Raw genomic sequence first — 26,032 nt, forward strand, 5'->3', positions numbered from 1 at the left:
CCTCAGGCGGCGGCAGCGGAGCCCCTACAGGATTGGGGTCGCCAGGTTTGGGAGCGATAGTCTGTGGACCAGGCTAATAGTCCACAGCATCCCAAACCGCGCGAGATTCTAACAGCTTGAAGGCGTTCGCGTTAGATGCGTGTCTTCAATGTATAGAGCATTTCCAGTGCCTGGCGGGGTGTCATGCCATCCAGATCCAGTTTGGTCAGGTCTTCCAATACCGGGTGCGGCAGGCTAGCGAATAGATCGCTTTGCTGCGGAACCGAGGCTTTTCCAGGAGTCTGCTTGGGGGCCTCATGGGGCAGGCTCGTAGTTTCCAGGCGGCTCAAATGCTCTCGTGCGCGCGTGATCACAGCGCTCGGAACCCCAGCCAGCTGGGCTACGGCCAGGCCATAGCTCTGGCTGGCAGGTCCGGGTAGCACATGGTGCAGGAAGACGATTCGTTCGTTGTGCTCGGTGGCATTGAGGTGCACGTTGGCCACCAACGGTTCGTTTTCCGGCAGTACCGTCAGCTCGAAATAATGGGTGGCGAACAGCGTATAGGCCCGCAGGTGGGCGAGACGTTCTGCCGCAGCCCAGGCCAGGGAAAGACCGTCGAAAGTACTGGTACCACGACCGACTTCGTCCATCAGCACCAGGCTGCGCTCGGTGGCGTTATGCAGGATGTTGGCGGTTTCGCTCATTTCCACCATGAAGGTCGAGCGCCCGCCGGCCAGGTCGTCGCTGGAGCCGATCCGGGTGAAGATCCGGTCCACCAGGGACAACTCGCAACTTGCCGCCGGCACGAAACTACCGATATGGGCCAGCAGCACGATCAGCGCGGTTTGTCGCATGTAGGTGGATTTACCGCCCATGTTCGGCCCCGTGATCACCAGCATCCGGGTGCTGTCGTCCAGGCTCAGGTCGTTGGCCACGAACGGCGTGGTCAGCACCTGTTCCACCACCGGATGACGGCCCTGGCTGATGCGCATGCAAGGCTCGCTGACGAAACGCGGGCAGTTGAGATCCAGGTTCAGCGCCCGTTCGGCCAGGTTGCTCAGCACATCCAGCTCAGCCAGGGCCCCTGCGGTGTCCTGCAAGGGAGGCAAATGGCTGATCAGGGTTTCCAGCAGCGCGTCGTAGAGCATCTTCTCGCGCGCCAGGGCACGGCTCTTGGCCGACAGTGCCTTGTCTTCGAAAGCCTTGAGTTCAGGCGTGATGAAGCGCTCGGCACCCTTGAGGGTCTGGCGCCGGATGTAGTCCGCAGGGGCCTGTTCGGCCTGCTTGCTCGGCAATTCGATGAAGTAACCGTGGATGCGGTTGTAGCCGACCTTGAGGTTGGACAGTCCGGTCCGGGCCTTTTCCCGAGCTTCCAGGTCGATCAGGAACTGGCCAGCGTTCTCGCTCAGCGATTGCAGCTCGTCGAGTTCGCTGTCGTAGCCGGTCTTGAGCACGCCGCCGTCGCGGATCACCGCTGGCGGGTTGTCGATGATGGCTTTCTCCAGCAGAGCCGCCAGTTCCGGATAGGTAGCGGTGGTGATGGCCAACTGCTTGAGGTGGGGCGCTTCCAGCTCGGCCATGGCTACTTGCAGTTCCGGTAGCGCGGCGAGAGCGTCCCGAAGGCGGGCCAGGTCCCGTGGCCTAGCGTTGCGCAAGCCGATCCGCGCGAGGATCCGCTCGATATCACCGATTTCCTTCAACTGCGGCTGCAGGCGTTCGAAGCGATAGCCATCGAGCAGGCAGGTGATAGAGGACTGGCGCGCCTCCAGGACCTTCAGGTCACGCAGCGGTCGGTTCAGCCAGCGAGTCAGCAAACGGCTGCCCATGGCGGTCTGGCAGCGATCGACCACCGATTGCAGGGTATTGTCGCGCCCGCCCGCCAGGTTGGTATCCAGTTCCAGGTTGCGTCGGCTGGCGCCGTCCAGCACCACCGTATCGTCCAGGCGTTCATGGCGCAGGCTGCGCAAGTGGGGCAGGGCGGTGCGTTGGGTTTCCTTGGCATAGCTGAGCAGGCAACCGGCGGCGCCGATGGCCAGGGTCAGGGTCTCGCAGCCGAAACCTTTGAGGTCCTGAGTGGAGAATTGCTGGCAAAGGCTCTTGTGCGCCGAGTCGCGCTCGAAGTCCCAGGGAGCACGCCGCCTTGTGCCACGGCGCTTTTCCGCTGGCAGGCCCTGTGGCCAGTCGTCCGGGATCAGCAACTCCACCGGATTGATGCGCTCCAGCTCGGCCAGCAGGTTCTCCCAGCCCTTGATTTCCAGGACGCTGAAGTTGCCGCTGGTGATATCCAGCACGGCCAGGCCGAACAGGCGCTCGTCACCCAGTACCGCAGCGATCAGGTTGTCCCGGCGCTCGTCCAGCAACGCCTCGTCACTTACGGTCCCCGGCGTGATGATACGCACGACCTGGCGCTCCACCGGGCCCTTGCTGGTGGCCGGGTCGCCCACCTGTTCGCAGATCACCACCGACTCGCCAAGCTTGACCAGCTTGGCCAGGTAGCCCTCGGCGGCATGGTAGGGGATGCCGCACATGGGAATGGCCTGGCCTGCCGACTGTCCCCGTGCGGTCAGGGTGATGTCCAGCAGCTTGGCGGCCTTCTTCGCGTCTTCGTAGAAGATCTCGTAGAAGTCGCCCATGCGATAGAACATCAGCTGATCAGGGTGTTGATTCTTGAGACGCCAGTACTGTTGCATCATTGGCGTGTGGGAAGACAAGTCGGAGGTATTTTTACTCATTGGTATATAGGCGGATTCGTTGAATGGCTGACGCAAAGGGGCCCCAGGAGCCCGGCTTTTTGCTGATGGCGGCAAGGTTACCACGGGTTCCCGCGGCCTCGCAGGCGCCAGGGGAAGCTACGCTTGTCGGGCAAATGCATTAAATATGCAAATCAGCATTTGTCTTCCCTTGAAAGTTCGCGCAATATGCGCTTTATGCAAATACGCAACGTTTCTACCGTCTTAAGAGAACTGCTGGATCGCGATGGGATCTCCCCCACGGAGCTTCACCGTCGCACCGGCGTTCCTCAATCCACCCTCTCGCGGATTCTCAGCGGGAAGATCGTCGATCCCTCGGATAAACACATCTCCCGGATCGCCGAGTACTTCCAGGTGAGTACCGATCAACTGCGTGGACGTGCGGCTATTGCGCCGGTCCGCAGTGCGGTGCGCGACGAGATTCATTCGGAACTCAAGGACATAAGCCTGTGGGACGATGACACCCCCGTCGATGACGACGAGGTGTCGGTTCCCTTTCTGCGCGAGGTTGAATTGGCTGCTGGATCAGGAAGATTCGTTATCGAGGAAAGCGAGCGCGCCAGCCTGCGCTTCGGCAAGCGCAGCCTGCGGCACAACGGCGTGCAGTTCGACCAGGCCAAGTGCGTGACGGTACGCGGCAACAGCATGTTGCCGGTGCTGCGTGATGGCGCCACGGTCGGGGTCAATGCCGGTAAATGTGCCATTGGCGATATCGTCGATGGCGACCTGTATGCCATCAATCACAATGGCCAGTTGCGGGTGAAGCAGTTGTACCGCCTGCCCACCGGTATTCGCCTGCGCAGCTTCAACCGCGATGAGCACCCTGACGAGGACTACAGCTTCCAGGATATCCAGGAAGAGCAGATCAGCATCCTCGGTCACGTCTTCTGGTGGGGCATGTACGCCCGCTAACCCGTCACCTGCAAGCCAAGCCCGCTCCTGAGCGGGCTTTTTTTTGTCCTGAAAAACCCCTTCACCCCCAGTGTCTATGCGGCCTCCATGCATGGGAGCAAGAAATTCGCATAAATAAATGCATTTACGCATTGACTGCATATGCATGAATGCATAATATTCGTCTCAAGCCGTTCGAAAACGGCTGCAACAACGCTCTTTAGTGGCACAAGCAAAAGGCAGCGATGAACCGGCCTCGACGGTTCAGAGGGTTGGCAACTGACCCGGGTGTGCAGCGTAAAGCACCAGAAGCAGTTATCCGGCGGACAGGGGTCGCGGTCGGAGGAACAATTTAAATGGGTCCGTACCGCGCCAGTAGCGCCGAAAGACCAAGGATTGCATTACTGAAAAGCCCGGGCGACCGGGCTTTTTGGAATGCCTGCCTAACGTGGGCCGCCAATAGACAGGGACCCCTTGAATCATCGTTTCGAGTTTTTCATCAACCGGCCGCTTCTTTGGCCCCAATCCACACGGGAGACCTGAATGACAAACGAGCAACAAGCGTTGCTGGATATGCCGATCTGGATGGTCATCGTCCTGGCGCTGCTGGGTGGCGTGTCCGGTGAAATGTGGCGTGCCGACAAGGAGGGCGCCCGAGGCTGGGCACTGCTGCGACGCCTGGTGCTGCGTTCTGGAGCCTGTGTGATCTGCGGTGTCTCGGCGATCATGCTGCTGTATGCCGCCGGCGTCTCGATCTGGACCGCCTGCGCCTTCGGTTGCCTGACCGCCATGGCCGGCGCCGACGTCGCCATCGGCCTCTACGAGCGCTGGGCGGCCAAGCGCATCGGTGTGTGCGAGGTGCCCGAGCGTGACTCGAACTCCGATCGATCCTGAACGGTTTTTCATCAACCCCATTTGCACCTGCCGGCAAGCCCGGGCGGGTGCACCTTGCCTGTGCTTGGCCGGTCGAGCGCCGGCCGGCGCTTTTCATGCGTCTTGATCGACAGTGGTACCAGCGCGCCGGCCTGCGGGCCAGGTCTTCGCCGGTGTCGCCGTCGGCCCGATTCCAGGACTGGACAATGAGCGAACTGACGATATTGCACGACGCTATCGCCGCCACGATCAAGGCGGCGATGCCCGCTGTCCGAGCGGTGGAGGCGTTTCCCGAGACACCCGATGGCCTGGCCAGGCCGGCAATCGTCTTTGCCATCACCGCCATGGACCCGGGGGCTGATCCGGGCGATGGCCGTAGCTGCGTGAAGACCACGTTCGAGGCCAGCATGCTGGTGGACGCCAACCTGCCAGGGGCCGCGTTGCAAGCTGTCGAACTGGCGGCGCAAATGGCCGACCTATTGCATTGCCAGCATTGGAACCTCGATTTCGTCGAGGGCACCACCAGCGTGCGGGCCAAGCCTGCCGACGCCACCAGCGAGTCGTGGCGCAAGAAGGCCTGGACCGTGCAATGGCAGCAGTTGGTGTACCTCGGCCAGGAACAGTGGCCCTGGGACAACCAGGGGCCGGGATCGCTACTGCTCGGTTTCAGCCCTGACACCGGACCCGGCAAGGAAGACGGCTACTTCTCTCCGGAGCAGCTGGCATGAGCTTTGTCGCCGCGACTCACGATCGCATGCTCGCCGGCCTGATCATTCCTTGCAGCGTGGTCGGGGTCGACCTGGCCGCCGCCATGGTGCGGGTCTCCGACGGCGCCGGCTGGACCAGCGCCTGGGTGCGCTGGCACAGCCAGGCCGCTGGCAAGGCCCGACACTGGCGGGCGCCGAGCCTGGGCGAGCAGGGGGCCTTGATCAGCCCCAGCGGCGAGCCGGCCCAGGGCACCTTCGTCCCGGGGCTGTATGGCAACGCCGGGACCCAGCCGGACAACCGCGACCACGTCGAGGTCTGGCGCTTCGACGATGGCGGCTCGCTGGTCTACGACTGGCAGGCCAAGAGCTACAGCATCAGCCTGCCCAGCGGCACCGTGACCATCCAGGTGGCCGGCAGCTCGGCGGTGATCAGCGATAGCGCGATCACGGCCAAGGCCGACACCATCAGCCTGACCGGGCACATCACCTTGAACGGTGATGTGCAGATCAACGGCGCCAGCTTGCAGCACAACGGGGTGAACGTCGGTTCCACCCATACCCATCCGGGCGTGATGCCCGGCGGTGGCTCGACTGCCACGCCGCAATGACCACCCGCCCGCCACCGCGGGCTTTTTTATGCCTGGAGCAACCATGAGCAGCAAGAAAAAGAACACCGGCCCGGTCGTGTTCCGCGACACGGTCTACACCTCCCGCGTCCTGGTCCTGCCCGATGGGCGGATGCTGAACGTCGCCAATGGCCAGGTCGCGGTCGAGGCCAGTGACAACCTCGCTCGGGATTACCTGGGCCAGCACCCGGATCTGCAAGCGCAGGAGTGACGCGATGATCGGAATGGATCGCCGCACCGGCCAGTCGTTGTCGGGCATCGCCCATGTGCGCCAGTCCATCGAGGACATCCTGAGCACGCCCCTGGGCAGCCGGCGCATGCGCCCGGAATACGGCAGCAACCTGCGGCGCTTCGTCGACCTGCCAGTGACCGGTGGTTGGAAAAGCGCGGTACAGGCCGAAGTCGCCCGGGCGCTGTTGCGCTGGGAGCCGCGGCTGAAGCTGGAGCACGTGCAGGTGGTTTCGGTGGTGGCGGGCCAGATCACCTTTCAACTGACGGGCCAGTACCTGGGCAATAGTGCGATTTTGGAGGTGACGGCATGAGCACCCTGGATTTATCGGCGCTACCGGCGCCACAGGTGCTGGAAGCCCTGGATTTCGAAGCGCTGTACCAAGACAAGCTGGCGACCTTCCGCCAGCACATGGGCGGCAACTGGAGCGCCGCCCTGGAGAGCGACCCGGTGGTCAAGCTGCTGGAACTGGCGGCCTACCGCGACCTGCAATTGCGAGCCCGGGTCAACGATGCGGCCAAGGCCCTGCTGCTGGCCCACGCCCAAGGCAGCGACCTCGACCAGCTTGCGGCCAACGTGAAGCTCAAGCGCCTGGTCATCCGCGCGGCCGACCCGCAGGCGCTGCCGCCCACGCCGGAGGTCAAGGAGACCGACGACGCCCTGCGCGAACGCATCCAGCTGGCCTACGAAGGCCTGACCACCGCCGGGCCGCGCAACAGCTACATCCTGCATGCCCGCAACGCTTCGGCCCTGGTGGCCGATGCTTCGGCAGAAAGCCCTTCTCCGGCCTGCGTCACCGTCACCGTACTGGGGCTGGAGGGCGATGGCAGTGTCGCCGCCGAACTACTGGCGACGGTGGCTACCGCCCTCAATGACGAGGACGTGCGGCCCCTGGGCGATCGGGTCACGGTACAGAGCGCCCAGGTGCTGCCCTACCGGGTGGATGCGGTATTGCATATGAAGGGCCCGGGCCCGGAAAGCGATGCCGCGCTGGTGGAGGCAGAGCGTAGGTTCAAAGCCTGGATGAACCCACGCAAGCGATTAGGGGTTGAAGTCGCTCGCTCGGCTATAGATGCCCAGTTACATGTCGCCGGCGTGGCCCGGGTGGAGTTGCTGGGTTGGCAGGACATGGCCCCAACCCCGGCCCAGGCGGCGTATTGCACGGGCTACAGCATCAAGCTGGGGACCTGATATGCCGAGCTTACTACCTATCAATAGCACGCCATTGGAGCGTGGTCTGGAGGCCGCCAGTACCCGGGACACGGCCAGCATCCTGCGCACGCTGTACAACCCCGACACCTGTCCGGCGCACCTGCTATCGCAACTGGCCTGGGCCTGGTCGGTGGATCGCTGGGATAACAAATGGTCGGAAGCCGTCAAGCGCTCGGCCATCCGCTCGGCGTTTTACGTGCATGCCCACAAGGGCACCATCGGCGCGTTGCGCCGGGTGGTGGAGCCGCTCGGTTACCTGGTCGAGGTGCTGGAATGGTGGCAGACGACGCCAAAGGGTGTGCCGGGCACCTTTGCCTTGAAGGTCGGTGTGCTGGAAACCGGTATCACTGAGGAGATGTACCAGGAGCTGACCTGGCTCATTGATGACGCCAAACCGGTCAGTCGGCACATGACGGGGTTGGCGATCAGCCTGGAAAGCACAGGCAAAGTGTTTGTCGGCGTCAGCGTTTATGAAGGCGACGAACTCAGTGTTTATCCACCGACTCAGCGTGACATTGACGTCAGCGGCTACCTTGCCGCTGGTGGCCGCGAACATCATATCGATACGATGGACATCTACTCATGACTGACCAAAACAGCCAGTTCTTTGCAATTCTCACCGCTGTGGGCGAGGCCAAACAGGCAAACGCTGATGCGCTGGGTATTCCCTGGACGTTCACTCAAATGGGCGTCGGGGATGCTAATGGCTCCGATCCAATGCCAAACCGTACGCAAACCAAACTGATCAATGAGCGCCGACGTGCGCCGCTGAACCAGGTCAAGGTTGATCCGAAAAATGCCAACGTCATCATCGCCGAGCAAATCATCCCGGAAAATATCGGCGGTTGGTGGATTCGGGAAATCGGCCTCTACGACGCCGCCGGCGACCTAGTCGCCATCGCCAACTGTGCACCGACATTCAAGCCTCTGCTAACCCAGGGCTCGGGACGCACGCAAGTTATTCGAATCAACCTGATCGTCAGCAGCACATCGAACATTGAACTGAAAATTGACCCGTCGGTAGTTCTGGCAACACGTGAGTATGTGGATACGTGGTTTCTCAACGTACTGCCAGAAACCCGGCAAGAGGGCAGGTACACACGGGTAAATATCAACAAGCGGGGCATCGTCGTTGGCGGCGATAACCCTTCGACATTCCAAGAGATGGGCCTCCTGGGCGGAACCTTGTCGGATTCCATCAACCTGGCTGATGCCAAGGCGATCTATGTTCAGCCTGTGGCGTCACCGTCCTGGGCGAGCGGTCTCATCGCTGGGAGCAATGGCGGTGAAAAGGGCGGGCTCGGTTTTACCGGGAGCTACAACACCATCACTTCGATTTTCATGGGTATCGGCTCGGTGCCCTGGGCGGCCGGTAATGGGATTCGCGTCACCTCCGGCGGCGTAGATATTACCGGTGCGATCAGCGGGGTCGGCTCGGGCCTGACCGGGCTCAAGTATTCGGCCTTAACAGGGACCCCCAACACACTGGCAGGGTACGGGGTTCCATTTGCCAGCCAGGTAGAAGCCGAAACAGGCGAAGACACAAATAAACCGATGAACGCTCTGCGCGTCTTTCAAGCGATTGCCGCGAAGGTCATTCAGGCCACAGAGAGTGTCTTAGGGCTTGCGCGGATTGCGTCTCGGAACATGGTCGAAGCCGGCGACGATGACACGACAATCGTGACGCCGAAAAAACTGCGATGGGGGTTCAGGATCTTGATCGGCCGCGTCGGCTACATTGTGTTCCCGACTTGGCTCAAGGGCTGGATCGTTCAATGGAACGTGGGGATTACCCTCAAGGGCTCAGCCATCAACACCACCTTCTTCCCCATCCCATTTCCAACTGATGTCGGCGCTGTAGTTGTGGGGGCCTACAACAACAACGCATCGGGCGACTATAACGTGCGCCTGAGCGACGGCAGCGGCGGCGCGTCGGGGGCGGTGTACTCCGATCGGTTTACGACCTATAACAACGGTGTCACTGGTTCCGCAGGCCTGAGCTACATCGCGGTAGGTACTTGAGGAAAAACCATGAATTACGCAACGTTTCATCCCGATGGGACGCTTCACTTGCGTCTGATCAAAGGCATGCACCAGATCCCAAAGGATGCTGTCGAAGTCGACGACGCGCTATGGCAGAGGCTCATTCGAGAGAACGACGGCATCTGGTCGATTGATGCTGATGGGAAGATCACTAAGCAATTGTTCTCCTCTATTCCCCTGACTCGAGCCGACATAGAGCGCCTGCGGCTTGCAGCTTATGCCGAGCCTATTGTGGGATCTGACCGCTACTTCGCCGAAGCCAACCGGATGCAGGTTATGGGAGAGGCAGGCTGGGAGGCGGTAAGGAGCACAGGCATTGCCCGTTTCAACGAAATCCAAGCGCGTTTTCCGTGGGCTGAGGATGCTTCGTCAACCTGATTCTTAACCCTTCGAATTTTCTACAACTGATATGACCCCCCGACCCCTTCTTGGGGTTTTTTTATATCTGGAGTTTATCCATGAGTGGTTTTTTCCACGGCGTCACCGTCACCAACGTGGACACCGGCGCACGCACCATCGCGCTGCCCACGTCCTCGATCATCGGCTTGGTGGATACCTTCACCGAGGGCCCGGGCGTCAGCGCCAAGGCCAATGACCTGCTGCTGATCACCAGCGAGCGCGAAGCCATTGCGGCCTGGGGCCCGAATGCCGCGATCACCAAGGCCTGCCAGGCCATCTACCAGCGGGCCAAGGCGGTGATCGTCGCCTGTGGCGTGACCAAGGTCGAGGATGCCGAGCAGCAGGCTTCGGCGATCATCGGCGGCGTCCTGGCCAACGGCAAGCGCACCGGCCTGCAAGCGCTGCTGGACGGCAAGAGCCGTTTCAACGCCCAGCCACGCCTGCTGGTGGCGCCCAAGCACAGTGCCACCCAGGCGGTCGGTACGGCCCTGGTGGGCCTGGCTGACAAGCTGCGCGGCCTGGCCATCATCGACGGCCCCAACAGCACCGATGAAGCGGCCATGGCCTACGCCAAGAACTTCGGCGCCAAGCGCGCGTTTATGGTCGATCCGGGCATCCAGTATTGGGACACCGCCGCCAGCGCCACCGTCGATGCCCCGGCCTCGGCCTGGGTCGCCGGCCTGTTCGCCTGGACCGACAACGAGTACGGCTTCTGGGCCTCGCCTTCGAACAAGGAGTTCGTCGGGGTCACCGGTACCTCCCGGGCCATCGAATTCCTGGATGGCGACGAGAGCTGCCGGGCCAACCTGCTGAACAACGCCAACATCACCACCATCATTCGTGATGCCGGCTTCCGCCTGTGGGGCAACCGCACGCTGTCCAGCGACCCCAAATGGGCCTTCGTCACCCGAGTGCGGACCATGGACATTGTCATGGACGCCATCCTCTACGGCCACAAGTGGGCAGTGGACCGCTCCATCACCGCCACCTACGTCAAGGACGTCACCGAGGGCCTGCAGGCCTTCATGCGCGATTTGAAGAACCAGGGCGCGATCATCAACTTCGAGGTCTATGCCGACCCTGAGTTGAACACCGCCAGCCAGCTGGAGCAGGGCAAGGTGTACTGGAACATCCGCTTCACCGATGTACCGCCTGCCGAGAACCCGAATTTCCGCGTCGAAGTCACCAACCAGTGGCTGACCGAAGTCCTCGATAAAACCGCTTAAGGAGCTGCAGCAATGGCAATGATTCCCGAAACCCTGGCGAACATGAACCTGTTCGTCGATGGCATCAGCTTTCAAGGCGACGTGCCGAGCCTGACCCTGCCCAAGCTCACCCTCAAGACCGAGGAACACCGGGTCGGCGGCATGGACCTGCCCATCGAGCTGGACATGGGCATGGAGAAGCAAGAGGCCGGCTTCACCACCACCGGTGTACGCCGCGAATCCCTCAAGCTGTTTGGCCTGACCGACAGCAGCGCCTTCAACGGCGTGTTCCGTGGCGCCTTCAAGGGCCTCAAGGGCAAGACCACCCCGGTGATCGTGACCCTGCGCGGCCTGCTCAAGGAAGTCGACATGGGCGATTGGAAGTCCGGTGACAAGGCCGAGATCAAGCACAACGTCGCAGTGAGCTACTACAAGCTGGAAGTCGACGGGCGCCTGATCTACGAGATCGATGCCCTGGGCATGAAACGCGTGATCAACGGTGTCGACCAGCTCGCCGCCCAACGTTCGGCCCTGGGCCTGTAAGGAACTTCCTCGATGTCTGAAGCAATCAATGGCACGCCGTCCTGGATGGTGTTGAGCCCCGAGAACGTGGTGATCAGCCTCAGCAAGGCGGTGTCGATGAACGGCGTGCAGTGCGACAAGCTCACTCTGCGCGCCCCCACCGTGCGTGATATCCGCGCTGCCAACAGCGTGGCGGCCGGCGATGACGAACAGCGCGAGCTGATGCTGTTCGCCAGCCTGGCCGAGGTCGGCAGCAAGGACCTGGAGGGCCTGACCCTCAAGGACTACCAACGCCTGCAGGCCGGTTATTTTCGCCTGGTGCAAGACGACGAGCTTTGACCCGGCAGTGATGAAGGTGGCGGCGAAGCGGCTCGCTCGCGAGCTGCATTTTTGCGCTGAGGAAATCATGACCATGCGCTATTGCGACATGGTCTGGTGGCTCACGGATTGAGCCTGTCACCACGGGGGCGGCAAATGGCGAACAACACGCTGGTATCGACAGTGATAAAGATCGGCGGCGCCCTGGACGCGACCTGGGCTGCTGCCACCAAGACGGTGGAAGACCGGATCAAGGCGCTCGACGAGCAGGCCAGCAAGGCCCGGGGGCTGGCGACGGCCATCGGTGAAACCCAGCGCCTGCGCCGGGAGCTGAACCAGGCCCGCAAACAAGGCGCGCTCTCGGTTGGTGACTTGCAGGCCAAGCTGGACAGCAGCCTGGACGGATTACGCAAGCAGGGCATCCAGGTACGCAAGCTGAACCAGGAGTACCAGGCCCTGGGCCGTGCGGCCCGGAGCCTTGAGCTCAGGGCCACGGGCCAGCGGCAGATCGAGCAGGGCAAGACGGACCTCAAGTCCAGCTACGAGCTGGCGAAGAAAGCCGTTGGGGTGCTGGCGGTGCCGGTCAAGATCAACGCCGACTACCAGGCGACGATCCGCGACATCGCCATCAAGGGCAATATCGCCAATACCCCGCAGGAGGCGCAGCTGGCACGCAATGTCCTCCAGGTTTCCCGGGACTCCGGGCTGGGTCGCGGCGAGGTCGCCAGCCTCATCGCCGGGATGACCGCCAATGGCACGTCGTTGGACAAGGCCCAGCAGTATGCCGGGCTGGCGGCCAAGTTCGTGGTTGGCCAGGGGGCCGACGTCGGCGACACCGCGACTCTGATCCGGGCCCTGGAGACGCAGGCCGGGATCACCGATCCCAAGACCCTGGAGCGGGCCCTGGAGGCCATGGCCTTGCAAGGCCAGGCGGGCAACTTCGAGGCGGCCGACATGGCCCGCTTGCTGCCCGACCTGCTCAAAGGCGCCAAGGACATGAAACTCACCGGCATGGATGCGGTGAGCCAGGTGGGGTCGATGCTGCAATTGCAGATGTCGACGGCCAACGGCGCCGATGAGGCCGCCGGCAACCTGAAGAACTGGATGGGCGAGATTCGCTCACCGGCCACTGCCGCGGCTTATGCCAAGGCTGGCATCGACTATGAGGGATCGCTGCAGACCGGCCTGGAAAAAGGCATGTCGACCCTGGAGGCGAGCTTCGCCCTGGCCATGAAGTACATCCAGGTCACCGACCCGGCCAAGGCCGCGCAGATGACCGCGGCCCAGGCGCAGATCAGCCAGCAAACCGATCCGCAGAAGGCCCAGGCGATGCTGGCCGCCCTGGCGCAGTCGCTGCGCGGCGACAACCTGTTCGCCAACATGCAGGTCAATGCGGCGTTGCAGGCTTACGCCCAGGGCCAGGATGGGTACCAGAAGCTCAAGCAGGACTCGCTGACGGCCTCCGGTGTGCTGGACAAGAACCAGGCCGAGCGCCGGGGGACGTCGGCGCAGATCTGGAAGGAAGCCGATGGCGCGGTCGACAACCTGCAACAGGCGTTCGGCCAGGCCCTGACCCCGGCCACGGACCGCTTGGGCCAGAGCCTCACCTGGCTGGCGAACGGCATGACCGAGCTGACCCACCAGGCCGCTCCGGCGGTACTGGGGGTGACCGTCCTGGCCGGCAGCCTGCTGGCGCTGAAGAAGTTGCAAGCGGCCTACACCCTCGGCAAGGGCCTGTTCAACGTGGCCCGGGGCTCGATGATGGGCAACCCGGACTTCATCCAGAAGGTGCTGGTCACCAACCCGGGGGCACTGGGTGGCGGTGACTACGACATCGACACCAGCCGTGACAAGAAAGGTGGCAAGGGACGCAGGGGGGGGCGGGGCGCAAAACCCAAGGGTGGCTTGGCCACCAAGGCCGTCCAGAAGTTGAAGGACCTCCTTGGTTCAGGTAATGCGGGCAGGGCAGGCAAGGCGAGCAAGGGCGCCCTGGTCTTGGAAGCAGGAATCTCGGCGGTTAAAAACAGCGGTAATGTGATCAAGCCGCTGATCAAGGGCGGCAGCGTCCTGTCCGTGGCCGGCGCTGTCTATCAGGCAGCAGACACCTACCAGAATGCCAAGACCCGGGACGAGAAAGCCGAAGGTTATGGCAAGGCTGCCGGAGGCCTGGCCGGTGGCGTGCTGGGTGCAGCGGCAGGTGCTGTGGCCGGTGTTGCCGCCTCCGCCATGACCGGTGCCATGGTTGGCTCCGCGGTACCGGTACTCGGGACGGTCGTTGGCGGCATCGTTGGGGCTGGGGTGGGAATCCTGTCGGCCTGGGCTGGAACCGAAGCAGGTGGTTACCTGGGCAAGAAACTGTTCGGCGGCGATGACTCGCTCAAGTCGATGCCCGCCGCCGGCCCGCTGATGATGCGTGACGCCGGCAAGAACATTCCGCCGGTCATGGACGATATCGCCAACTCCTTCAAGAGCGGGCAGACCCCGCCGCTGATGGGCCAGGTGGTGCGTTCCATGCCGTCGGCGCCCGGCACGTCGAGCACCCTGGCCGAACCCTTCAAGGCCCCCTTGGCGCCGGCGATCGAGCAGCAGTTCAGCTTTGCGCCGGCGATATCGGTCACGGTCCAGGGTGATGTCAAGGACCCGGCGCAACTGGCCCGGGAACTGGAGCCCTACCTGCGTTGGCAGTTCGACGAGTACAGCCGCCAGGCCTCGGCTCGCCAGCTGTCCGATGCACCTCACGTTTAAGGAGACGCCATGGCCTATATGGAACAGCTGCAATCGGGGTTGCAATCCCTGGTGGCGGCAGCGGAGGCGGGGCGGCGCAGCGCGGACGAGATGCTGGGCCCCATGAACGGGGCCATCGGCGATATCACCGGCGCCGCCCTGGAGCTGGAGAACCTGCCCGTGGTCGGGCCGCAAGTCGGCACCCGGCTGCGCCGCATCCTGCGCGGTATCGACGCCGCGCAAAGCCGGGTCGGCGAGGTGGCGGCCCAGTACAACCAGGCCGTCACGGTAGCCGGGCAGGTGCAACAGCGCCTCGGCGCCTTGCAAGAGCAGACGGCCAAGGTCGGGGCGGCGATCAACCGTATTGGCGGGCAGATCAGCCCGGCCCTGGGCACGATCTTTCCCAGCAGCCTGTTCGCTGCCAAGGAAACGCCCACCGCCGAAGCGGTCAAGCCGTTCCCGCACCTGCTGATCCTCCAGCCCCTGGGGGCTGCTTCCCAACCCTATTACTTCAACCTGGACACGGCGGCCTTCGATGAACTGCGGCGCCAGACCAGCTTTCGCTGGACTGGCCAGGAGCGCCTGGGGCGCAGCAGTGCCCAGCAGGCGGTGGGCCTGGGCGACGAACGCATCAGCCTCAAGGGTGCGATCTTCCCCGGGTTCAAGGGCGGACTGGGGCAGTTGCAGGCCTTGCGCAGCATCGGCCGGCAATTGCGCCCCTTGAGCCTGACCACCGGCTACGGCGAGGTCCTGGGCACCTGGTGCCTGACCAGCATCGACGAAGACCAGGGCCATTTGCTGGCCGGCGGCATTCCACGCAAACAGGCCTTCTCACTGGAGTTCGTAAGCTATGGCGACGACTTGCAGAACCTCTGACGGCGATCTGCTCGACACCTTGTGCCAGCACTATTACGGGCATTTGAACGGCACCGTCGAGGCAGTGTTGGATGCCAACCAGGGTCTGGCCGACGAGCCCCAGCCATTGCGTGCCGGGGTGCTGATCCTCTTGCCGGACCTGCCGGCGCCGGAGCAGGCGCTGGTCCAGCTATGGGACTGAGCCCTGGTCTCGCTTCTGCAAATTCCTTTACTGATCGGCACCCAGTGCGAGGCGTTTTATGACCCCAGAGTTTCGTATCGTTGCCGATGGCCGGGACATTACCAGCCAGATCAACGAGCGGTTGCTGTCCCTGCGCACCTCGGACAAACCCGGCATGGAGTCGGACGAATTCGAGCTGCGCATCGACGACCGCGATCGTGCAGTGGCGCTGCCCAGCCGTGGCGCCAGCATCGAGGTGTTCATGGGGTATGCCGGCCAGGGGCTGACCCGCCTCGGGCGCTACACCGTGGATGAGGTGGTGGTCTCCGGGCCACCGGACACCCTGGAGATCCGCGGCAAGGCCAGCGACATGCGCGGCAGTGGCAAGACCACCCGCAGCGGCAGTTGGGAAGACGTACCGCTGCAACAGGTGGTCCGCGACCTGGCGGCCCGTAACGGCTGGACCCCGGTGTGCCCGGTGGCGATCAAGGTCCTGCGGGTCGACCAGCTTAACGAGTCCGATTTCAACTTCATCACCCGTCTGGCCCGGCAATACGACTGCACCGCCAAGGTCGCCGAAGGCAAGTTGCTGGTGCTGCCGCGCCAGGCGGGACAGAGCGCCAGCGGCAAGGCCCTGGGCAAGGTCACCATCCACCGCCACGAGGTGAGCCGCTATCAGTTTCGCCTGGGCGACACCAGCAGCCACAAGGCGGTGCAGACCCGTCACCAGGACAAGAAGAGCGGCAAGCTGCAGGTGATCGAACTGGGTAACGACAGTGCCCCGGCCGGGGTGCCCGCGGTGCACACCGACCGGCATATCTACCCGAACAAATCCGCGGCAGAGCAGGCCGCCAAGGCGCGCCTGGCGGCGTTCAACCGCAGCACCGCGGCCCTGCGCCTGGATCTGCCCGGGCGCATCGACCTGTTCGCCGAACGCCTGATCGACGCCCAGGGTTTCAAGGCCGGGCTGGATGGCGAGTACCTGGTGGATTCGGTGGAGCAGGTCTTCAGCCCGTCGGGCTGGAGCACCACGGTGGAGTGTAATGGCGGCAAGCAGGGCAAGGCCCGGGCCAAGGGCAAGCCGAAACCCAAGGCCAAGCCGCTGAAGGTGCTGCAACTCTAGGTCGGCGGCGTCCGCTGCGAGCCTTTGGACGGCCCCTTTGCGGACGTCCGGTTTTTTTCCCGATGCGGTTCACCCGCAGGAGATTTCATGAATTCCAACTTCATCCAGCCGGCCTCGACGCGAGGCATCCGGCGGTTCTTGCGTGGCCTGCTTGGCGGCTGCGCCCTGGCACTGGCCAGTGCGGCCCAGGCCGCGCCCTTTGTCCTGGCCTACACCGACGGCCAGGTCGAGACCTCCTACAGCAACCTCAAGGCTTTTTATCGCAACCTCTCGGCCGTGGGCCTGGGCAGCACCTACGGCCTGACGGTCACCGGCCAGTTGCACCAGGAGGGCATGAACGACACCACCCGGCAGATCATCGCGTTCGCCAAGTCCAAGTCCTTGCCGCTGTACCCGACGGTATCGGACTACAACCAGGACATCGCGGCCTTCGACCCGGCCATTTCCCACTCCATCGTCAACAGCAAGGCCTTGAGTGCCAGCACCATCAAGCAGTTGGTGACGCTGGCCCGGGATAACGGGTTCGCCGGTATCAACCTGGACTTCGAACAGGTGGAACCGCGCAACGCCAAGGCGTTTTCCGCCTATGTCAAAGCCCTGGGCCAGGCCCTGCATGCGCAAGGGCGCAAGCTGATCATCAGCGTGCCGCCCAAGGTCGACGACCAGCAGCCCGAATACCTGCAAGGCTACGACTACAGGGCCCTGGCAGCAGCGGTGGATTACTTCCAGCTGATGACCTACGACCAGGTGGGCCCGGGCTGGAGCAGCGGCGGCTTCCACGGCGAAGTCTGGCCGGGCCCGGGCTCGGGCCTTGACTGGCAGCAAGCGCTGCTGGCCTACGCGGTAACGCGAGTACCGGCCGGCAAGCTGCTGTCCGGGCTGGCGGCCTACGGCCAGGACTACAGCATCGGCAATCGGGTGCACTGGTCGGCCTATGAGGAAATCATCGCCGAGCACAACGCCGTCACCCACCTGGACGCCCCCTCGGCCACTCCTTACGCCACCTGGGGTTCGGTCAACAGCTTCGCCGACGGCGTCGAGTGGAGTGCGGAGCGAGCGCAGCCGGTGCTCTGGTATGACGACGCCCAGAGCATTCGCAGCAAGGCCGCCCTGGTCGGGCGCCTGGGCCTGGGCGGCACCAGCGTCTGGGCCATGGGCTACGAAGACGCAAGTTTCTGGAGCGCACTGCAGGCCGGCCTGGCCAAGGCCCCGGCGTTGCTGCCCAGCGGACGCGAATGACGCAGTCCCGCGCTCGCCCAATAACCTTCGATGGATACGGAGCACCCAGCCATGAATGACGAAGAACTGGCGGCCATCAATCGCCTGATCGCCGCCCTCCAGGCCCAGGCCGATGGCCAGTTCGCCTTGAACGGCGCGATCCGCCTGCTGGCGCAGAGCAACCAGGCCCTGGTGGACCTGATCAAGAGCCGAGAGCCGGACCCCAACGCGCCACCCTACCTGGACGGCTCGCCAACTCCTTGAGCCCTGGCCCCGGCGCCTTTGGTCCGCACCCGAGCAACACACCCTCGACCCGCCAACCGCGGGTTTTTCATTGTTTTCTGGAGAACACCCGATGTCGATTCTTACCCAAGGTACGCAAATCTTCGCCCTGGTCCCGCCTGTGACCGGCAGCGGCCCCTACACCGTGCTGGAAGTCGAGCACGTCACTTCCTTCGAGCCCGGCGGCGCGCCTGCCGAGCAGATCGAGGACACCACCCTCGACGCCCAGGAGCGCAGCTACAAGAAAGGCCTGCGTACCCCTGGCACCGCCAGCCTGGGGCTCAACGCCGACCCGGCCAATGCCAGCCATGTGCGCCTGCACCAGCTGTCCGAAGCCAATGGCGAGACCAGCATCAAGTGGGTCGTGGGCTGGTCCGACGGCAAGGGCGTCGCGCCGACCGTCAACACCAAGGGCGATAACTTCGAGCTGCCCACCACCCGCACCTGGTTCGCCTTCGACGGCTACGTTTCGGACTTCCCGTTCAACTTCGCCCTCAACGCCGTGGTCACCACCACCGTGACCATCCAGCGCACCGGTGGCTCCACCTGGATCAAGAAGGCCTGAGCATCGCCATGAACCTCAAGCAACTCAAAGCCAAGGGCGGCATCGTCGATGTCCTGCCCGTGAAGAAGCAGGTGAGCTGGACTCACCTGGACAGCAAGACTGGCAAGGAGGTGACCGACACCTTCACCTTGCACATCCGCCGGCAGTCCTTCGGGGTCATCGAGCGGCTGTTCGCCGACAGCGACAACGAGCAGAGCCGCAACGCCCGCTACATCGCCGCTTCGGTGGCACTGGGCACCGATGGTGGCGAGGCCCTGAGCTACGAGGATGCCTACGGCCTGGAGCCGACCCTGGGGTTTTTGATCCTCAATGCGGTCAATGAGGTCAACGGCACCGGCGGTGCGGCAAAAAACTGACGGCCGCCGATGAGTTCTGGCACGAGTTGGTGCTGAACGGAGTCGGCGGCCGGACGATTGCCGAAGCCAAGGAACGCATGACCTACCACGAAGCCCTGGCATGGGGACGCTATATCGACCGATATGGCTCCTTGCATACCGGTAGGCGGCTGGAGGCGGGCAGCGCCCTGGTGGCGCTGCAGACCCACCGGCTGGGCGGGGGCGTGGCGGAGTTGTTGGACTTCATGCCCCATGAACAACGTTTGGGCCTGTCGCTCGAACGCGCGATGAACGAGTGGCGCTGATCCCAGGCCACTTTTCCCGAACCCGTTTCGACGGGTTTTCATGACCCGGAGAACCCCATGGCAACAGCTTCCCAAGGGCTGGACCTGAGCGGCCTGGAGCGGGCCCTGGACAAGGCCCAGCGCATCACCGACCAGGCCATGCGCAACATGCAGCGGCGCATCGACGAGGCCGGCAAGAAAATCGCCGAGTCCATGACCCTGTCGTCCGCCTCGGCGCTGGACGCCAGCGCCAGTGCCTTCGACGACATGCGCAAGGCCTATGACCCGGCCACCACCGCGGTCGACCAGTACATCAAGAAACAGGGCAGCCTGGCGGCGTTGCTCAAGCAGAACAAAAGCGCTGAAACCGACTACGCGCAGACCCTGGAAAAATCGGGGAAAAAACTCGCGACGTATTCCGACGAATTCGACAAATTGCGCAGCGACGGCGCGCTGGCAGCGGCCCAGGTGGGCATGGGCGCGCGGCAGAAGGAACGGGCCAAGCTCCTGAGCGACAACGACCTGAAGTATGCCCAGGCCCGCAAGGCCCTGGATGCCCAGTTTCCAAAGGGAGCGACCCAGGCGCCGGCCACCTATGCCGACCAGGCCGGGATCAAGTTCCCCTCCGGCGATGCCTACGGAAAAGGCGGTGAGCAGGGTGACGAATACGCCACCAGGCTCGAAGAGCTCAAGACCAAGCACAGCGAAACCGCACTGCAGATCCAGAGCAACTACCAGCAGATGACGGAGGCGATGCAGGACTGGAAGAACGGCGCCTCGGAAGCCTTCGACGACTACATGAACGCCTCCGACAACACCGCAGCCCAGTCGAAGGCCGTGTTCGCCAACGCCTTCGACAAGATGGGCGCGGGTATCGTGCAGTTCGCCACCACCGGCAAGTTTTCCTTTTCCGACTTCGCCAGTTCGGTACTCAAGGACATGGCGATGCTGGCGGCCAAGACGGCCGCATCGCGGGCGTTGAGCTCGTTGTTCAGCATGGCCGGCTCGGCCCTGATGAGCCTGTGGCCGGGTTCTGCTGCTGCGACTCCTGCTGCCCAGCAGTTCAAGGTGGGGGATGCCACCACTGTCTTCAACTCACAGATTGACACTTCGAAAATGCCGATGCCGGTATTCGCTAATGCCAAGGGCGGGGTCTTCAGCAACACCGTGGCCAGCGCTCCGACCCTGGCGCCCATGGCCTTGTTCGGCGAAGCCGGGCCCGAGGCGATCATGCCCCTGAGCCGGGGCGCCGATGGTTCCCTGGGCGTGGTGGCGCTGGGGGGCGCACCGGCCGGCAGCACCAGCAACCAGCAGGTGGTGATCCAGCAGACCATCAACGTCGGCGAAGGCCAGGGCGCTGCCCAGGGAGCCGGCGCCAACCAGCAGAACCTCGCCAACGCCTATGCCAGCGCCGCCCGACAAGGCGCTGCCGAACAGATCGCCCGTGACCTGAAGCCGGGCGGCCAGATCTGGTCCGTCATCAACGGCCGCTGATACCCAGCGGCCGCGACGGCTCACGCCCGGAGAAAAGCATGACCATCGAAACCTTCGCCTGGGTGCCCAAGGTGGAACCCGTGGGCACCGTCGAATTCCGCCTCAAGTCGGCCCGCTTCGGCGACGGCTACCAGCAGGTGGTCCAGGACGGCATCAACAACAAGACCCAGTCCTGGCCGCTGACCTTCGTCGGCGATGAAAGCCGGATCAAGCCGATCATCGCCTTCATCGACGCCCATCGTGGCGCCACGCCGTTCTACTGGACCCCACCCCTGGGAGAACAGGGACTGTACCGCTGCAAGACCTACCAGCCCTCGCCGTTGGGCGCAGGGATGTACACCCTCAGCGCCACCTTCGAACAGGCCTTCCATCCATGACCCTCAAAACCATCAAGGCGGGCGCCCAGCCCAACGATGGCACCGGCGACAACCTGCGCAGCGGTGCCCAGATCATCAATGAGAACTTTGCCGAGCTGGATCAGCGAGCGGCGCAGGCCAGTGCCCAGCTCAACTCGATCGAAACGGGGGCGACCAAAAACCGGCCGGATGCCGAGCTGCTCGATCGCGCGAACCACACTGGAACCCAGCTAGCATCCACGATCAGCGACTTCTCAAGGGCTGCGGTCAAGCGCGTGATCGTATCTACCGGCTCTATCGACGACATCAAGACTCCCGGTCAATACGCCATCATTGGCCCTGGAAGTACATCTTTGCCTGGTGCTCCTGTGCTCGAAGGTGTTCCGCGGGTCAATGGGTTTCTTGACGTAACTTCCCTTGAACAAGTATCGGGGGCGCCTCTGGATACAATCATGCAGGAGTGGCACGCGCCCGCCGCAAAGCCGTCTTGGGTTCGCCATTGGTCCTCTGCCCAGGGATGGTCAGCGTGGACTCGGGTTCTTTACGAGGGCGATTGTGGCGTTGGCGCAAAAAGCAACGCTCCATTCCTTGGCGTAAACCTAAATCCTGACAGGTATCTAACCGGCGGTTATGTGGTGGGACAGTTCGACATCGCTCCCCATGGCCTGCGTACTGGCGCCCTTATCTCTCAGGCGGGCAGTAACGAGACCGTCTGCTCTCAGCAGTTCGTCGACTGGGCGGACGGCCGCATTTATACCCGTACCATGCAAAGCAATGTGTGGAATGAATGGAAGAAAGGCTTGTTAGCTGGCGATAGTGGTCTGGGAATTGCGGATGGCATCCCTATTGTTTCGGACTGCGACACGGCAAGAACCCAGGGCGTCTACCGCTGCAACCCTGGCGCACTTCACGCGCCAAGGACCACGACTTACGGCACGCTTGAGGTTAGCGTCCACTCCAAGGATTCAGGGTGCCAAACGTACACAACGACACGTGGGCACGCCGAGGGTGAGCAGAAGTTCTTCCGCACATTCTCTGGTACGGGAGGCATGTTTAGTCGCTGGTTCGAGATACTGAAAGAGGGCGATTATGGTATTGGCGGAAGGAGCGCAGTAACCATCGGAAGCGCGGATGCGGTCCCGGCAAATGGAATTTTCCGGATCACCGACGGCACACCTGGCGGCCCAGGGTTCTTCGGGACGCTTACCCACCACCAACACGATGACAGCTCATTCATTCAGACCGCTATCAACGTCAGCACGGGCATCATGTGGGTCCGACAGCGCCTTGGAGGAACTACCGGTCAGTGGAAGCGAGTAAATATGGAAGGCACCTACCTGCCTCGTAACGCGCAGGGTAGCTTGACCGACCTAAACGCCATCACTGGACGACAGGTATTGTGGGCTGACGGCTCCGTAAAAAACATACCGCTACCCGGAGACTGGTACGTCGAAGTTTTCGGGCTTGAAGCCGGGGCGGTTGGTGATTACTGCATGCAGCGGGCATCACTCCTGAGCGTTGACAGCCCAGTCTGGACGAGGAAAAAAATCAATGGTGTCTGGTTTGCTTGGACCCAGGAGCATGCAGGGAGCGGCTCGATACGCATGCACGATCTGAACGCCGTGGTAGGTGGCGGAACGTATCGTTACGACCCGAACTCGCTCAATACTCCGTCCGCCGGCACCTACGGGACGTTGACGATTGCAATGTACGACGCTACGAACTGGACGCAGACCGCCCTGACTACCGCTGCGCACGAAATGTGGGTAAGGGGCTGCACCAACGGCAGTATCTGGCCGTGGCGCCGAGTGACACTGACTTGATAACAGAACCGGCTCATCGAGCGGGTTTTTGTCAATTGGCTTGCATGGCAGTTGATATCCCCACCAGCCCGCCCCGTAACTCCAACCGTCGAGGACGACCTGGACTTCTCGCTGAGCAAGAAAACCCTCACTGGGCTGGACCAGAAAGCCAACGAGGCCCGGGAGTACCTGCGCCAGACCGACTGGCTGGTGGTGCGAAAACTTGAGACCGGAAAAGAAGTCCCGGCAGATGTCGCAGAGAAGCGCGCAGAGGCCCGCAGCCTGATCTAGGCGCAGCCAGCATCCATCCCACCCGCCAGCGTGCGGGTTTCTTTTTGCCTTGTGCACAGTCTTGGTGACCATCTTCGGACTGGCCTTCTGCTCGGCTGCTCCTGACGGCAAGCTCCTCAGTACCCATCTTTAACAGGCTGTTCATCCATGACCCTCAGAACCATCAAGACGGGCGCCCAGCCCAACGATGGCACCGGCGACAACCTGCGCACCGGTGCCCAGATCATCAATGAGAACTTTGCCGAGCTGGATCAGCGAGCGGCGCAGGCCAGCGCCCAGCTCAACTCGATCGAAACGGGGGCGACCAAAAACCGGCCGGATGCCGAGCTGCTGGCTCGTGCGAACCATACTGGCGCACAACCGGCCAGCACGATCAGCGACTTTTCGCCCACAGTAAAGACAATCCTCCAGCAGTACGGGTTGACGGAAAAAATCCGGGATATACCTGAGGGTCAATTAAACGGCCTTTCCGCGAATACCTTCACGTTTTGCAGGCCGGCTGGCGCCGGGGTTCTCCCTTCACAGGTAAACCATTACGTCATTCATCTGCAATTGAACGACGCGGGATTTGCCATGCAAATCGCTGTGAATTTCTTGAGCGGGAAGTCCTATAGCAGAATCAAAGATAACGGGAATTGGCAGGCCCAATGGGTCGCCGGAATCGCCAAGGGGGATTACGGTGTTGGCTCCAAGGATGATGCTCCATTCGTAGGGGTGAATCAGAACCCCGATACATATCTAACCGGTGGGTACGCGGTGGGGCAGTTCACCATCCTAGGTGCAAGTTTGACCGGCGTGCTCATTACCCAGGCTGGTAGCAACGCCACGGCGGCATCCCAGCAGTTCGTAGACTGGGCGTCTGGAAAAATGTACTCGCGAGGGAAAAGCTCAAATGCCTGGAGCCCGTGGCGCAGCCTGCTAGCTGCCGGAGACTTTGGCGTTGGCGCAACCAACCTTGTGACCTGTACGGACGCCAACGCAGTAGCCGCCAACGGTGATTTGTTGGTGTATCCAGGGACGCTAAACGGCCCGAACCCTGGCGTGTACGGAACGCTAAGGACGTCGTTCTATGACAAGAGCACCGGAAACTGGACGCAGCTGATTCTTAGCACGGCTAACAACAAGATGTTTTATAGGGGCTGTGTCAATGGCGCAATCCAGTCGTGGATGCAGGTCAACGAGGAGTTCATCACGAATGCAAACGGCAGTGCGATAAAGTTCTCTGATGGAACGATGATTTGTTGGAATATCGCGCCTACGCGGTCAGCTACCACCATAGGTGCTGGGAACGTATGGGTTTCACCGACGTTTGTTTTCACATTCCCGGCTGCTTTTGTTGTCGCCCCGCTTATCTCAGTAGGGGCTGTAAATAGTCCAAACGGGTCCGCCTGGGGCTCAAGCTCGTACTCTACTGCTACAGAATGTAGAGGAGCGATGTTTTCCGCATACAACGGTCTTGAGGCATACCCTCAATATATTGCCATCGGGAGGTGGCGGTAATGGTCATTATCAAGTTTTCTCCCGTGTATACGGACAGGCTACCGACACTCGAATCAGTTTCAGTCAAGGGGTATGCCATCACCGTCAACGGCGAGCTGTTCGACTTCTCGCCGCTTGAGCCAGGGTATGAGTTGGAACCCGAGGCCATCGGCTCGAAGTTGTTCGCCGACAAGGCTGCAATGTCCGCTGATGGCGTCCTGTCGATCACGCTGCTCATGCCCTACGACGAAGCCACGGCCACCGACGCCATCCGCTTCCCTGAGCCTGTGACCGTCACCGCCGACGGCCCGGTGGATATCCCCACCGATCACCCCGCACAGCCCCCCGTAACTCCAACCGTTGAGGACGACCATGGACTTCTCGCAGAGCAAGAAAACCTTCACTGAGCAGGACCGGAAAGCCAACGAGGCCCGGGAATACCTGCGCCAGACCGACTGGCTGGTGGTGCGAAAACTTGAGACCGGCAAAGAACTCCCGGCAGATATCGCAGAGAAACGCGCAGAGGCCCGCAGCCTGATCTAGGCGCAGCCAGAGCCCACCCCACCCGCCATCGCGCGGGTTTCTTTTTGCCTTGAGGAAACACGATGCCAATTACGGCCGATATCCAGACCCTGGAGCCTGGCGCGTGGGTGGAGCTTTTCGAGCTCGACGCCACCAGCCTCGGCGCCGAACTCTACCGTTTTCACGGTTACCCCCAGCAGTCGTCGATCTTCTGGCAGGGGCTCGAGTATTCCCCCTGGCCGATCCAGGCCGAGGGCTTCGAAATGACCGGCAAGGGCTCGCAGCCGACCCCGACCCTGTCGGTGGGCAACGTCGATGGTTTCATCACCGCCCTGGTGCTGTATTTCGAAGACCTGGTAGGGGCCCGGCTGATTCGTCACCGGACCCTGGGCAAGTACCTGGACGGCCAGCCCGAGGCCGACCCCGAGGAAGAGCTGCCGCCGGACATCTGGTACGTCGAGCGCAAGGTCGCCGAAGACAACGAGGTGGTGCAGTTCGAGCTGTCCAGCGCCCTGGACTTCAACGGCGTGCAGCTGCCACGGCGGCAGATCGTCGCCAACGTCTGCTGGTGGCTCAGCTGCGGCGGTTATCGCGGCCCTTACTGTGGCTACAACGGCGGCCCGGTGGCGGACGTCAACGACGTGATCGTCACCGATGCCGCCAAGGATAAATGCGGCGGGCGCCTGAGCAGCTGCAAGCTGCGTTTCGGCGAGAACAACCCGCTGCCCTACGGTTCGTTTCCTGCGGCGGGCCTGCTACGGAGCTGA

General features: G+C 62.6%; 31 protein-coding genes. 30 read left to right on the forward strand and 1 reads right to left on the reverse strand.

Going from position 1 to position 26,032, the window contains the following annotated elements; all coding sequences use genetic code 11:
* Positions 1 to 131 precede the first annotated feature (131 nt).
* Positions 132 to 2,711, reverse strand: a complete 2,580-nt coding sequence (gene mutS / locus ATY02_RS07350; protein WP_068580370.1) for a DNA mismatch repair protein MutS — start codon at positions 2,709 to 2,711, stop codon at positions 132 to 134.
* A 186-nt stretch (positions 2,712 to 2,897) separates the two neighbouring features.
* Here mutS and ATY02_RS07355 point away from each other — a divergent pair, with 186 nt between their 5' ends.
* The 30 genes from ATY02_RS07355 (at position 2,898) to ATY02_RS07500 (ending at position 26,032) form a co-directional block, all read left to right on the forward strand.
* Positions 2,898 to 3,641 (forward strand): LexA family transcriptional regulator, encoded by a 744-nt coding sequence (locus ATY02_RS07355; protein ID WP_068580368.1) that lies wholly within the window; start codon positions 2,898 to 2,900, stop codon positions 3,639 to 3,641.
* Between the two features lie 522 nt (positions 3,642 to 4,163).
* Positions 4,164 to 4,514 (forward strand): phage holin family protein, encoded by a 351-nt coding sequence (locus ATY02_RS07360; RefSeq protein ID WP_068580367.1) that lies wholly within the window; start codon positions 4,164 to 4,166, stop codon positions 4,512 to 4,514.
* 95 nt (positions 4,515 to 4,609) lie between these two features.
* On the forward strand, positions 4,610 to 5,221 hold the full coding sequence (locus ATY02_RS07365) for a hypothetical protein (RefSeq protein ID WP_228022258.1): 612 nt from the start codon (positions 4,610 to 4,612) through the stop codon (positions 5,219 to 5,221).
* A complete protein-coding gene (locus tag ATY02_RS07370) occupies positions 5,218 to 5,808 on the forward strand; it encodes a phage baseplate assembly protein V (protein WP_068580363.1) in 591 nt (196 codons plus the stop codon). The genes ATY02_RS07365 and ATY02_RS07370 overlap by 4 nt, the downstream gene beginning before the upstream one ends.
* 43 nt (positions 5,809 to 5,851) lie before the next feature.
* Positions 5,852 to 6,037, forward strand: coding sequence for a hypothetical protein (locus tag ATY02_RS07375; RefSeq protein ID WP_022643381.1), 186 nt, complete (start codon positions 5,852 to 5,854; stop codon positions 6,035 to 6,037).
* Positions 6,038 to 6,041: 4 nt separating this feature from the next.
* Positions 6,042 to 6,368, forward strand: a complete 327-nt coding sequence (locus ATY02_RS07380; protein WP_022643382.1) for a GPW/gp25 family protein — start codon at positions 6,042 to 6,044, stop codon at positions 6,366 to 6,368.
* A complete protein-coding gene (locus tag ATY02_RS07385; protein WP_068580361.1) occupies positions 6,365 to 7,246 on the forward strand; it encodes a baseplate assembly protein in 882 nt (293 codons plus the stop codon). Before ATY02_RS07380 ends, ATY02_RS07385 begins: the two co-directional genes overlap by 4 nt.
* Position 7,247: 1 nt before the next feature.
* Positions 7,248 to 7,853, forward strand: coding sequence for a phage tail protein I (locus ATY02_RS07390; RefSeq protein WP_068580359.1), 606 nt, complete (start codon positions 7,248 to 7,250; stop codon positions 7,851 to 7,853).
* Positions 7,850 to 9,289, forward strand: coding sequence for a phage tail protein (locus ATY02_RS35930; RefSeq protein WP_068580357.1), 1,440 nt, complete (start codon positions 7,850 to 7,852; stop codon positions 9,287 to 9,289). The genes ATY02_RS07390 and ATY02_RS35930 overlap by 4 nt, the downstream gene beginning before the upstream one ends.
* 9 nt (positions 9,290 to 9,298) lie before the next feature.
* Positions 9,299 to 9,688 (forward strand): hypothetical protein, encoded by a 390-nt coding sequence (locus tag ATY02_RS07400; RefSeq protein WP_068580355.1) that lies wholly within the window; start codon positions 9,299 to 9,301, stop codon positions 9,686 to 9,688.
* Positions 9,689 to 9,768: 80 nt separating this feature from the next.
* Positions 9,769 to 10,935 (forward strand): phage tail sheath family protein, encoded by a 1,167-nt coding sequence (locus ATY02_RS07405; protein WP_068605581.1) that lies wholly within the window; start codon positions 9,769 to 9,771, stop codon positions 10,933 to 10,935.
* Positions 10,936 to 10,947: 12 nt separating this feature from the next.
* On the forward strand, positions 10,948 to 11,457 hold the full coding sequence (locus ATY02_RS07410; protein WP_022643387.1) for a phage major tail tube protein: 510 nt from the start codon (positions 10,948 to 10,950) through the stop codon (positions 11,455 to 11,457).
* Positions 11,458 to 11,469: 12 nt separating this feature from the next.
* On the forward strand, positions 11,470 to 11,775 hold the full coding sequence (locus ATY02_RS07415; protein WP_068580448.1) for a phage tail assembly protein: 306 nt from the start codon (positions 11,470 to 11,472) through the stop codon (positions 11,773 to 11,775).
* A 135-nt stretch (positions 11,776 to 11,910) separates the two neighbouring features.
* Complete coding sequence (locus tag ATY02_RS07420) at positions 11,911 to 14,499, forward strand: phage tail tape measure protein (RefSeq protein WP_068580451.1); 2,589 nt, start codon at positions 11,911 to 11,913, stop codon at positions 14,497 to 14,499.
* A gap of 9 nt (positions 14,500 to 14,508) precedes the next feature.
* A complete protein-coding gene (locus tag ATY02_RS07425) occupies positions 14,509 to 15,354 on the forward strand; it encodes a phage tail protein (RefSeq protein ID WP_068580453.1) in 846 nt (281 codons plus the stop codon).
* Positions 15,329 to 15,535, forward strand: a complete 207-nt coding sequence (locus ATY02_RS07430) for a tail protein X (RefSeq protein ID WP_022643394.1) — start codon at positions 15,329 to 15,331, stop codon at positions 15,533 to 15,535. Before ATY02_RS07425 ends, ATY02_RS07430 begins: the two co-directional genes overlap by 26 nt.
* A 58-nt stretch (positions 15,536 to 15,593) precedes the next feature.
* Positions 15,594 to 16,637 (forward strand): phage late control D family protein, encoded by a 1,044-nt coding sequence (locus ATY02_RS07435; RefSeq protein WP_068580454.1) that lies wholly within the window; start codon positions 15,594 to 15,596, stop codon positions 16,635 to 16,637.
* Between the two features lie 87 nt (positions 16,638 to 16,724).
* A complete protein-coding gene (locus tag ATY02_RS07440; RefSeq protein WP_228022259.1) occupies positions 16,725 to 17,876 on the forward strand; it encodes a glycosyl hydrolase family 18 protein in 1,152 nt (383 codons plus the stop codon).
* Positions 17,877 to 17,927: 51 nt separating this feature from the next.
* On the forward strand, positions 17,928 to 18,119 hold the full coding sequence (locus ATY02_RS07445; RefSeq protein ID WP_068580456.1) for a hypothetical protein: 192 nt from the start codon (positions 17,928 to 17,930) through the stop codon (positions 18,117 to 18,119).
* Between the two features lie 91 nt (positions 18,120 to 18,210).
* A complete protein-coding gene (locus ATY02_RS07450; RefSeq protein ID WP_068580458.1) occupies positions 18,211 to 18,702 on the forward strand; it encodes a phage tail tube protein in 492 nt (163 codons plus the stop codon).
* 8 nt (positions 18,703 to 18,710) lie between these two features.
* A complete protein-coding gene (locus tag ATY02_RS07455; RefSeq protein ID WP_068580459.1) occupies positions 18,711 to 19,058 on the forward strand; it encodes a phage tail assembly chaperone family protein, TAC in 348 nt (115 codons plus the stop codon).
* Positions 19,059 to 19,087: 29 nt separating this feature from the next.
* Positions 19,088 to 19,342 carry a hypothetical protein gene (locus tag ATY02_RS07460; RefSeq protein WP_031321344.1) on the forward strand — a complete coding sequence of 85 codons (255 nt, stop codon included), beginning with the start codon at positions 19,088 to 19,090 and terminating at the stop codon, positions 19,340 to 19,342.
* Positions 19,343 to 19,399: 57 nt separating this feature from the next.
* Positions 19,400 to 20,815 carry a phage tail tape measure protein gene (locus tag ATY02_RS07465; protein ID WP_068580462.1) on the forward strand — a complete coding sequence of 472 codons (1,416 nt, stop codon included), beginning with the start codon at positions 19,400 to 19,402 and terminating at the stop codon, positions 20,813 to 20,815.
* A 38-nt stretch (positions 20,816 to 20,853) separates the two neighbouring features.
* Entirely contained in the window at positions 20,854 to 21,192 is a 339-nt protein-coding gene (locus ATY02_RS07470) for a phage tail protein (RefSeq protein WP_022643403.1), read from the forward strand.
* The gene (locus ATY02_RS07475; RefSeq protein ID WP_068580465.1) at positions 21,189 to 22,994 is read left to right on the forward strand and encodes a pyocin knob domain-containing protein; all 1,806 of its coding nucleotides are present in this window, start codon (positions 21,189 to 21,191) and stop codon (positions 22,992 to 22,994) included. Before ATY02_RS07470 ends, ATY02_RS07475 begins: the two co-directional genes overlap by 4 nt.
* Before the next feature lie 51 nt (positions 22,995 to 23,045).
* Positions 23,046 to 23,264, forward strand: a complete 219-nt coding sequence (locus tag ATY02_RS07480; RefSeq protein WP_068580466.1) for a hypothetical protein — start codon at positions 23,046 to 23,048, stop codon at positions 23,262 to 23,264.
* Positions 23,265 to 23,411: 147 nt separating this feature from the next.
* Positions 23,412 to 24,764, forward strand: a complete 1,353-nt coding sequence (locus ATY02_RS07485) for a pyocin knob domain-containing protein (RefSeq protein WP_068580468.1) — start codon at positions 23,412 to 23,414, stop codon at positions 24,762 to 24,764.
* The gene (locus ATY02_RS07490) at positions 24,764 to 25,150 is read left to right on the forward strand and encodes a hypothetical protein (RefSeq protein ID WP_068580470.1); all 387 of its coding nucleotides are present in this window, start codon (positions 24,764 to 24,766) and stop codon (positions 25,148 to 25,150) included. Before ATY02_RS07485 ends, ATY02_RS07490 begins: the two co-directional genes overlap by 1 nt.
* Positions 25,116 to 25,286, forward strand: coding sequence for a hypothetical protein (locus ATY02_RS07495; RefSeq protein WP_164823631.1), 171 nt, complete (start codon positions 25,116 to 25,118; stop codon positions 25,284 to 25,286). Before ATY02_RS07490 ends, ATY02_RS07495 begins: the two co-directional genes overlap by 35 nt.
* Positions 25,287 to 25,348: 62 nt before the next feature.
* Positions 25,349 to 26,032 carry a phage minor tail protein L gene (locus tag ATY02_RS07500; RefSeq protein ID WP_053134540.1) on the forward strand — a complete coding sequence of 228 codons (684 nt, stop codon included), beginning with the start codon at positions 25,349 to 25,351 and terminating at the stop codon, positions 26,030 to 26,032.

Source organism: Pseudomonas sp. BIOMIG1BAC (assembly GCF_001705995.2).
Classification (GTDB): domain Bacteria; phylum Pseudomonadota; class Gammaproteobacteria; order Pseudomonadales; family Pseudomonadaceae; genus Aquipseudomonas; species Aquipseudomonas sessilinigenes.

What these genes read in the sequence shown, in the direction of transcription:
- ATY02_RS07415 (WP_068580448.1), top strand. Translation starts at nt 11,470, where the DNA reads ATGTCTGAAGCAATCAATGGCACGCCGTCCTGGATGGTGTTGAGCCCC.
- mutS (WP_068580370.1), bottom strand. Translation starts at nt 2,711, where the DNA reads ATGAGTAAAAATACCTCCGACTTGTCTTCCCACACGCCAATGATGCAA.
- ATY02_RS07500 (WP_053134540.1), top strand. Translation starts at nt 25,349, where the DNA reads ATGCCAATTACGGCCGATATCCAGACCCTGGAGCCTGGCGCGTGGGTG.
- ATY02_RS35930 (WP_068580357.1), top strand. Translation starts at nt 7,850, where the DNA reads ATGACTGACCAAAACAGCCAGTTCTTTGCAATTCTCACCGCTGTGGGC.
- ATY02_RS07455 (WP_068580459.1), top strand. Translation starts at nt 18,711, where the DNA reads ATGAACCTCAAGCAACTCAAAGCCAAGGGCGGCATCGTCGATGTCCTG.
- ATY02_RS07375 (WP_022643381.1), top strand. Translation starts at nt 5,852, where the DNA reads ATGAGCAGCAAGAAAAAGAACACCGGCCCGGTCGTGTTCCGCGACACG.
- ATY02_RS07485 (WP_068580468.1), top strand. Translation starts at nt 23,412, where the DNA reads ATGACCCTCAGAACCATCAAGACGGGCGCCCAGCCCAACGATGGCACC.
- ATY02_RS07385 (WP_068580361.1), top strand. Translation starts at nt 6,365, where the DNA reads ATGAGCACCCTGGATTTATCGGCGCTACCGGCGCCACAGGTGCTGGAA.
- ATY02_RS07390 (WP_068580359.1), top strand. Translation starts at nt 7,248, where the DNA reads ATGCCGAGCTTACTACCTATCAATAGCACGCCATTGGAGCGTGGTCTG.
- ATY02_RS07450 (WP_068580458.1), top strand. Translation starts at nt 18,211, where the DNA reads ATGTCGATTCTTACCCAAGGTACGCAAATCTTCGCCCTGGTCCCGCCT.
- ATY02_RS07435 (WP_068580454.1), top strand. Translation starts at nt 15,594, where the DNA reads ATGACCCCAGAGTTTCGTATCGTTGCCGATGGCCGGGACATTACCAGC.
- ATY02_RS07490 (WP_068580470.1), top strand. Translation starts at nt 24,764, where the DNA reads ATGGTCATTATCAAGTTTTCTCCCGTGTATACGGACAGGCTACCGACA.
- ATY02_RS07420 (WP_068580451.1), top strand. Translation starts at nt 11,911, where the DNA reads ATGGCGAACAACACGCTGGTATCGACAGTGATAAAGATCGGCGGCGCC.
- ATY02_RS07465 (WP_068580462.1), top strand. Translation starts at nt 19,400, where the DNA reads ATGGCAACAGCTTCCCAAGGGCTGGACCTGAGCGGCCTGGAGCGGGCC.
- ATY02_RS07445 (WP_068580456.1), top strand. Translation starts at nt 17,928, where the DNA reads ATGAATGACGAAGAACTGGCGGCCATCAATCGCCTGATCGCCGCCCTC.
- ATY02_RS07475 (WP_068580465.1), top strand. Translation starts at nt 21,189, where the DNA reads ATGACCCTCAAAACCATCAAGGCGGGCGCCCAGCCCAACGATGGCACC.
- ATY02_RS07440 (WP_228022259.1), top strand. Translation starts at nt 16,725, where the DNA reads ATGAATTCCAACTTCATCCAGCCGGCCTCGACGCGAGGCATCCGGCGG.
- ATY02_RS07495 (WP_164823631.1), top strand. Translation starts at nt 25,116, where the DNA reads ATGGACTTCTCGCAGAGCAAGAAAACCTTCACTGAGCAGGACCGGAAA.
- ATY02_RS07410 (WP_022643387.1), top strand. Translation starts at nt 10,948, where the DNA reads ATGGCAATGATTCCCGAAACCCTGGCGAACATGAACCTGTTCGTCGAT.
- ATY02_RS07360 (WP_068580367.1), top strand. Translation starts at nt 4,164, where the DNA reads ATGACAAACGAGCAACAAGCGTTGCTGGATATGCCGATCTGGATGGTC.
- ATY02_RS07470 (WP_022643403.1), top strand. Translation starts at nt 20,854, where the DNA reads ATGACCATCGAAACCTTCGCCTGGGTGCCCAAGGTGGAACCCGTGGGC.
- ATY02_RS07370 (WP_068580363.1), top strand. Translation starts at nt 5,218, where the DNA reads ATGAGCTTTGTCGCCGCGACTCACGATCGCATGCTCGCCGGCCTGATC.
- ATY02_RS07380 (WP_022643382.1), top strand. Translation starts at nt 6,042, where the DNA reads ATGATCGGAATGGATCGCCGCACCGGCCAGTCGTTGTCGGGCATCGCC.
- ATY02_RS07430 (WP_022643394.1), top strand. Translation starts at nt 15,329, where the DNA reads ATGGCGACGACTTGCAGAACCTCTGACGGCGATCTGCTCGACACCTTG.
- ATY02_RS07405 (WP_068605581.1), top strand. Translation starts at nt 9,769, where the DNA reads ATGAGTGGTTTTTTCCACGGCGTCACCGTCACCAACGTGGACACCGGC.
- ATY02_RS07425 (WP_068580453.1), top strand. Translation starts at nt 14,509, where the DNA reads ATGGCCTATATGGAACAGCTGCAATCGGGGTTGCAATCCCTGGTGGCG.
- ATY02_RS07365 (WP_228022258.1), top strand. Translation starts at nt 4,610, where the DNA reads ATGCGTCTTGATCGACAGTGGTACCAGCGCGCCGGCCTGCGGGCCAGG.
- ATY02_RS07400 (WP_068580355.1), top strand. Translation starts at nt 9,299, where the DNA reads ATGAATTACGCAACGTTTCATCCCGATGGGACGCTTCACTTGCGTCTG.
- ATY02_RS07355 (WP_068580368.1), top strand. Translation starts at nt 2,898, where the DNA reads ATGCGCTTTATGCAAATACGCAACGTTTCTACCGTCTTAAGAGAACTG.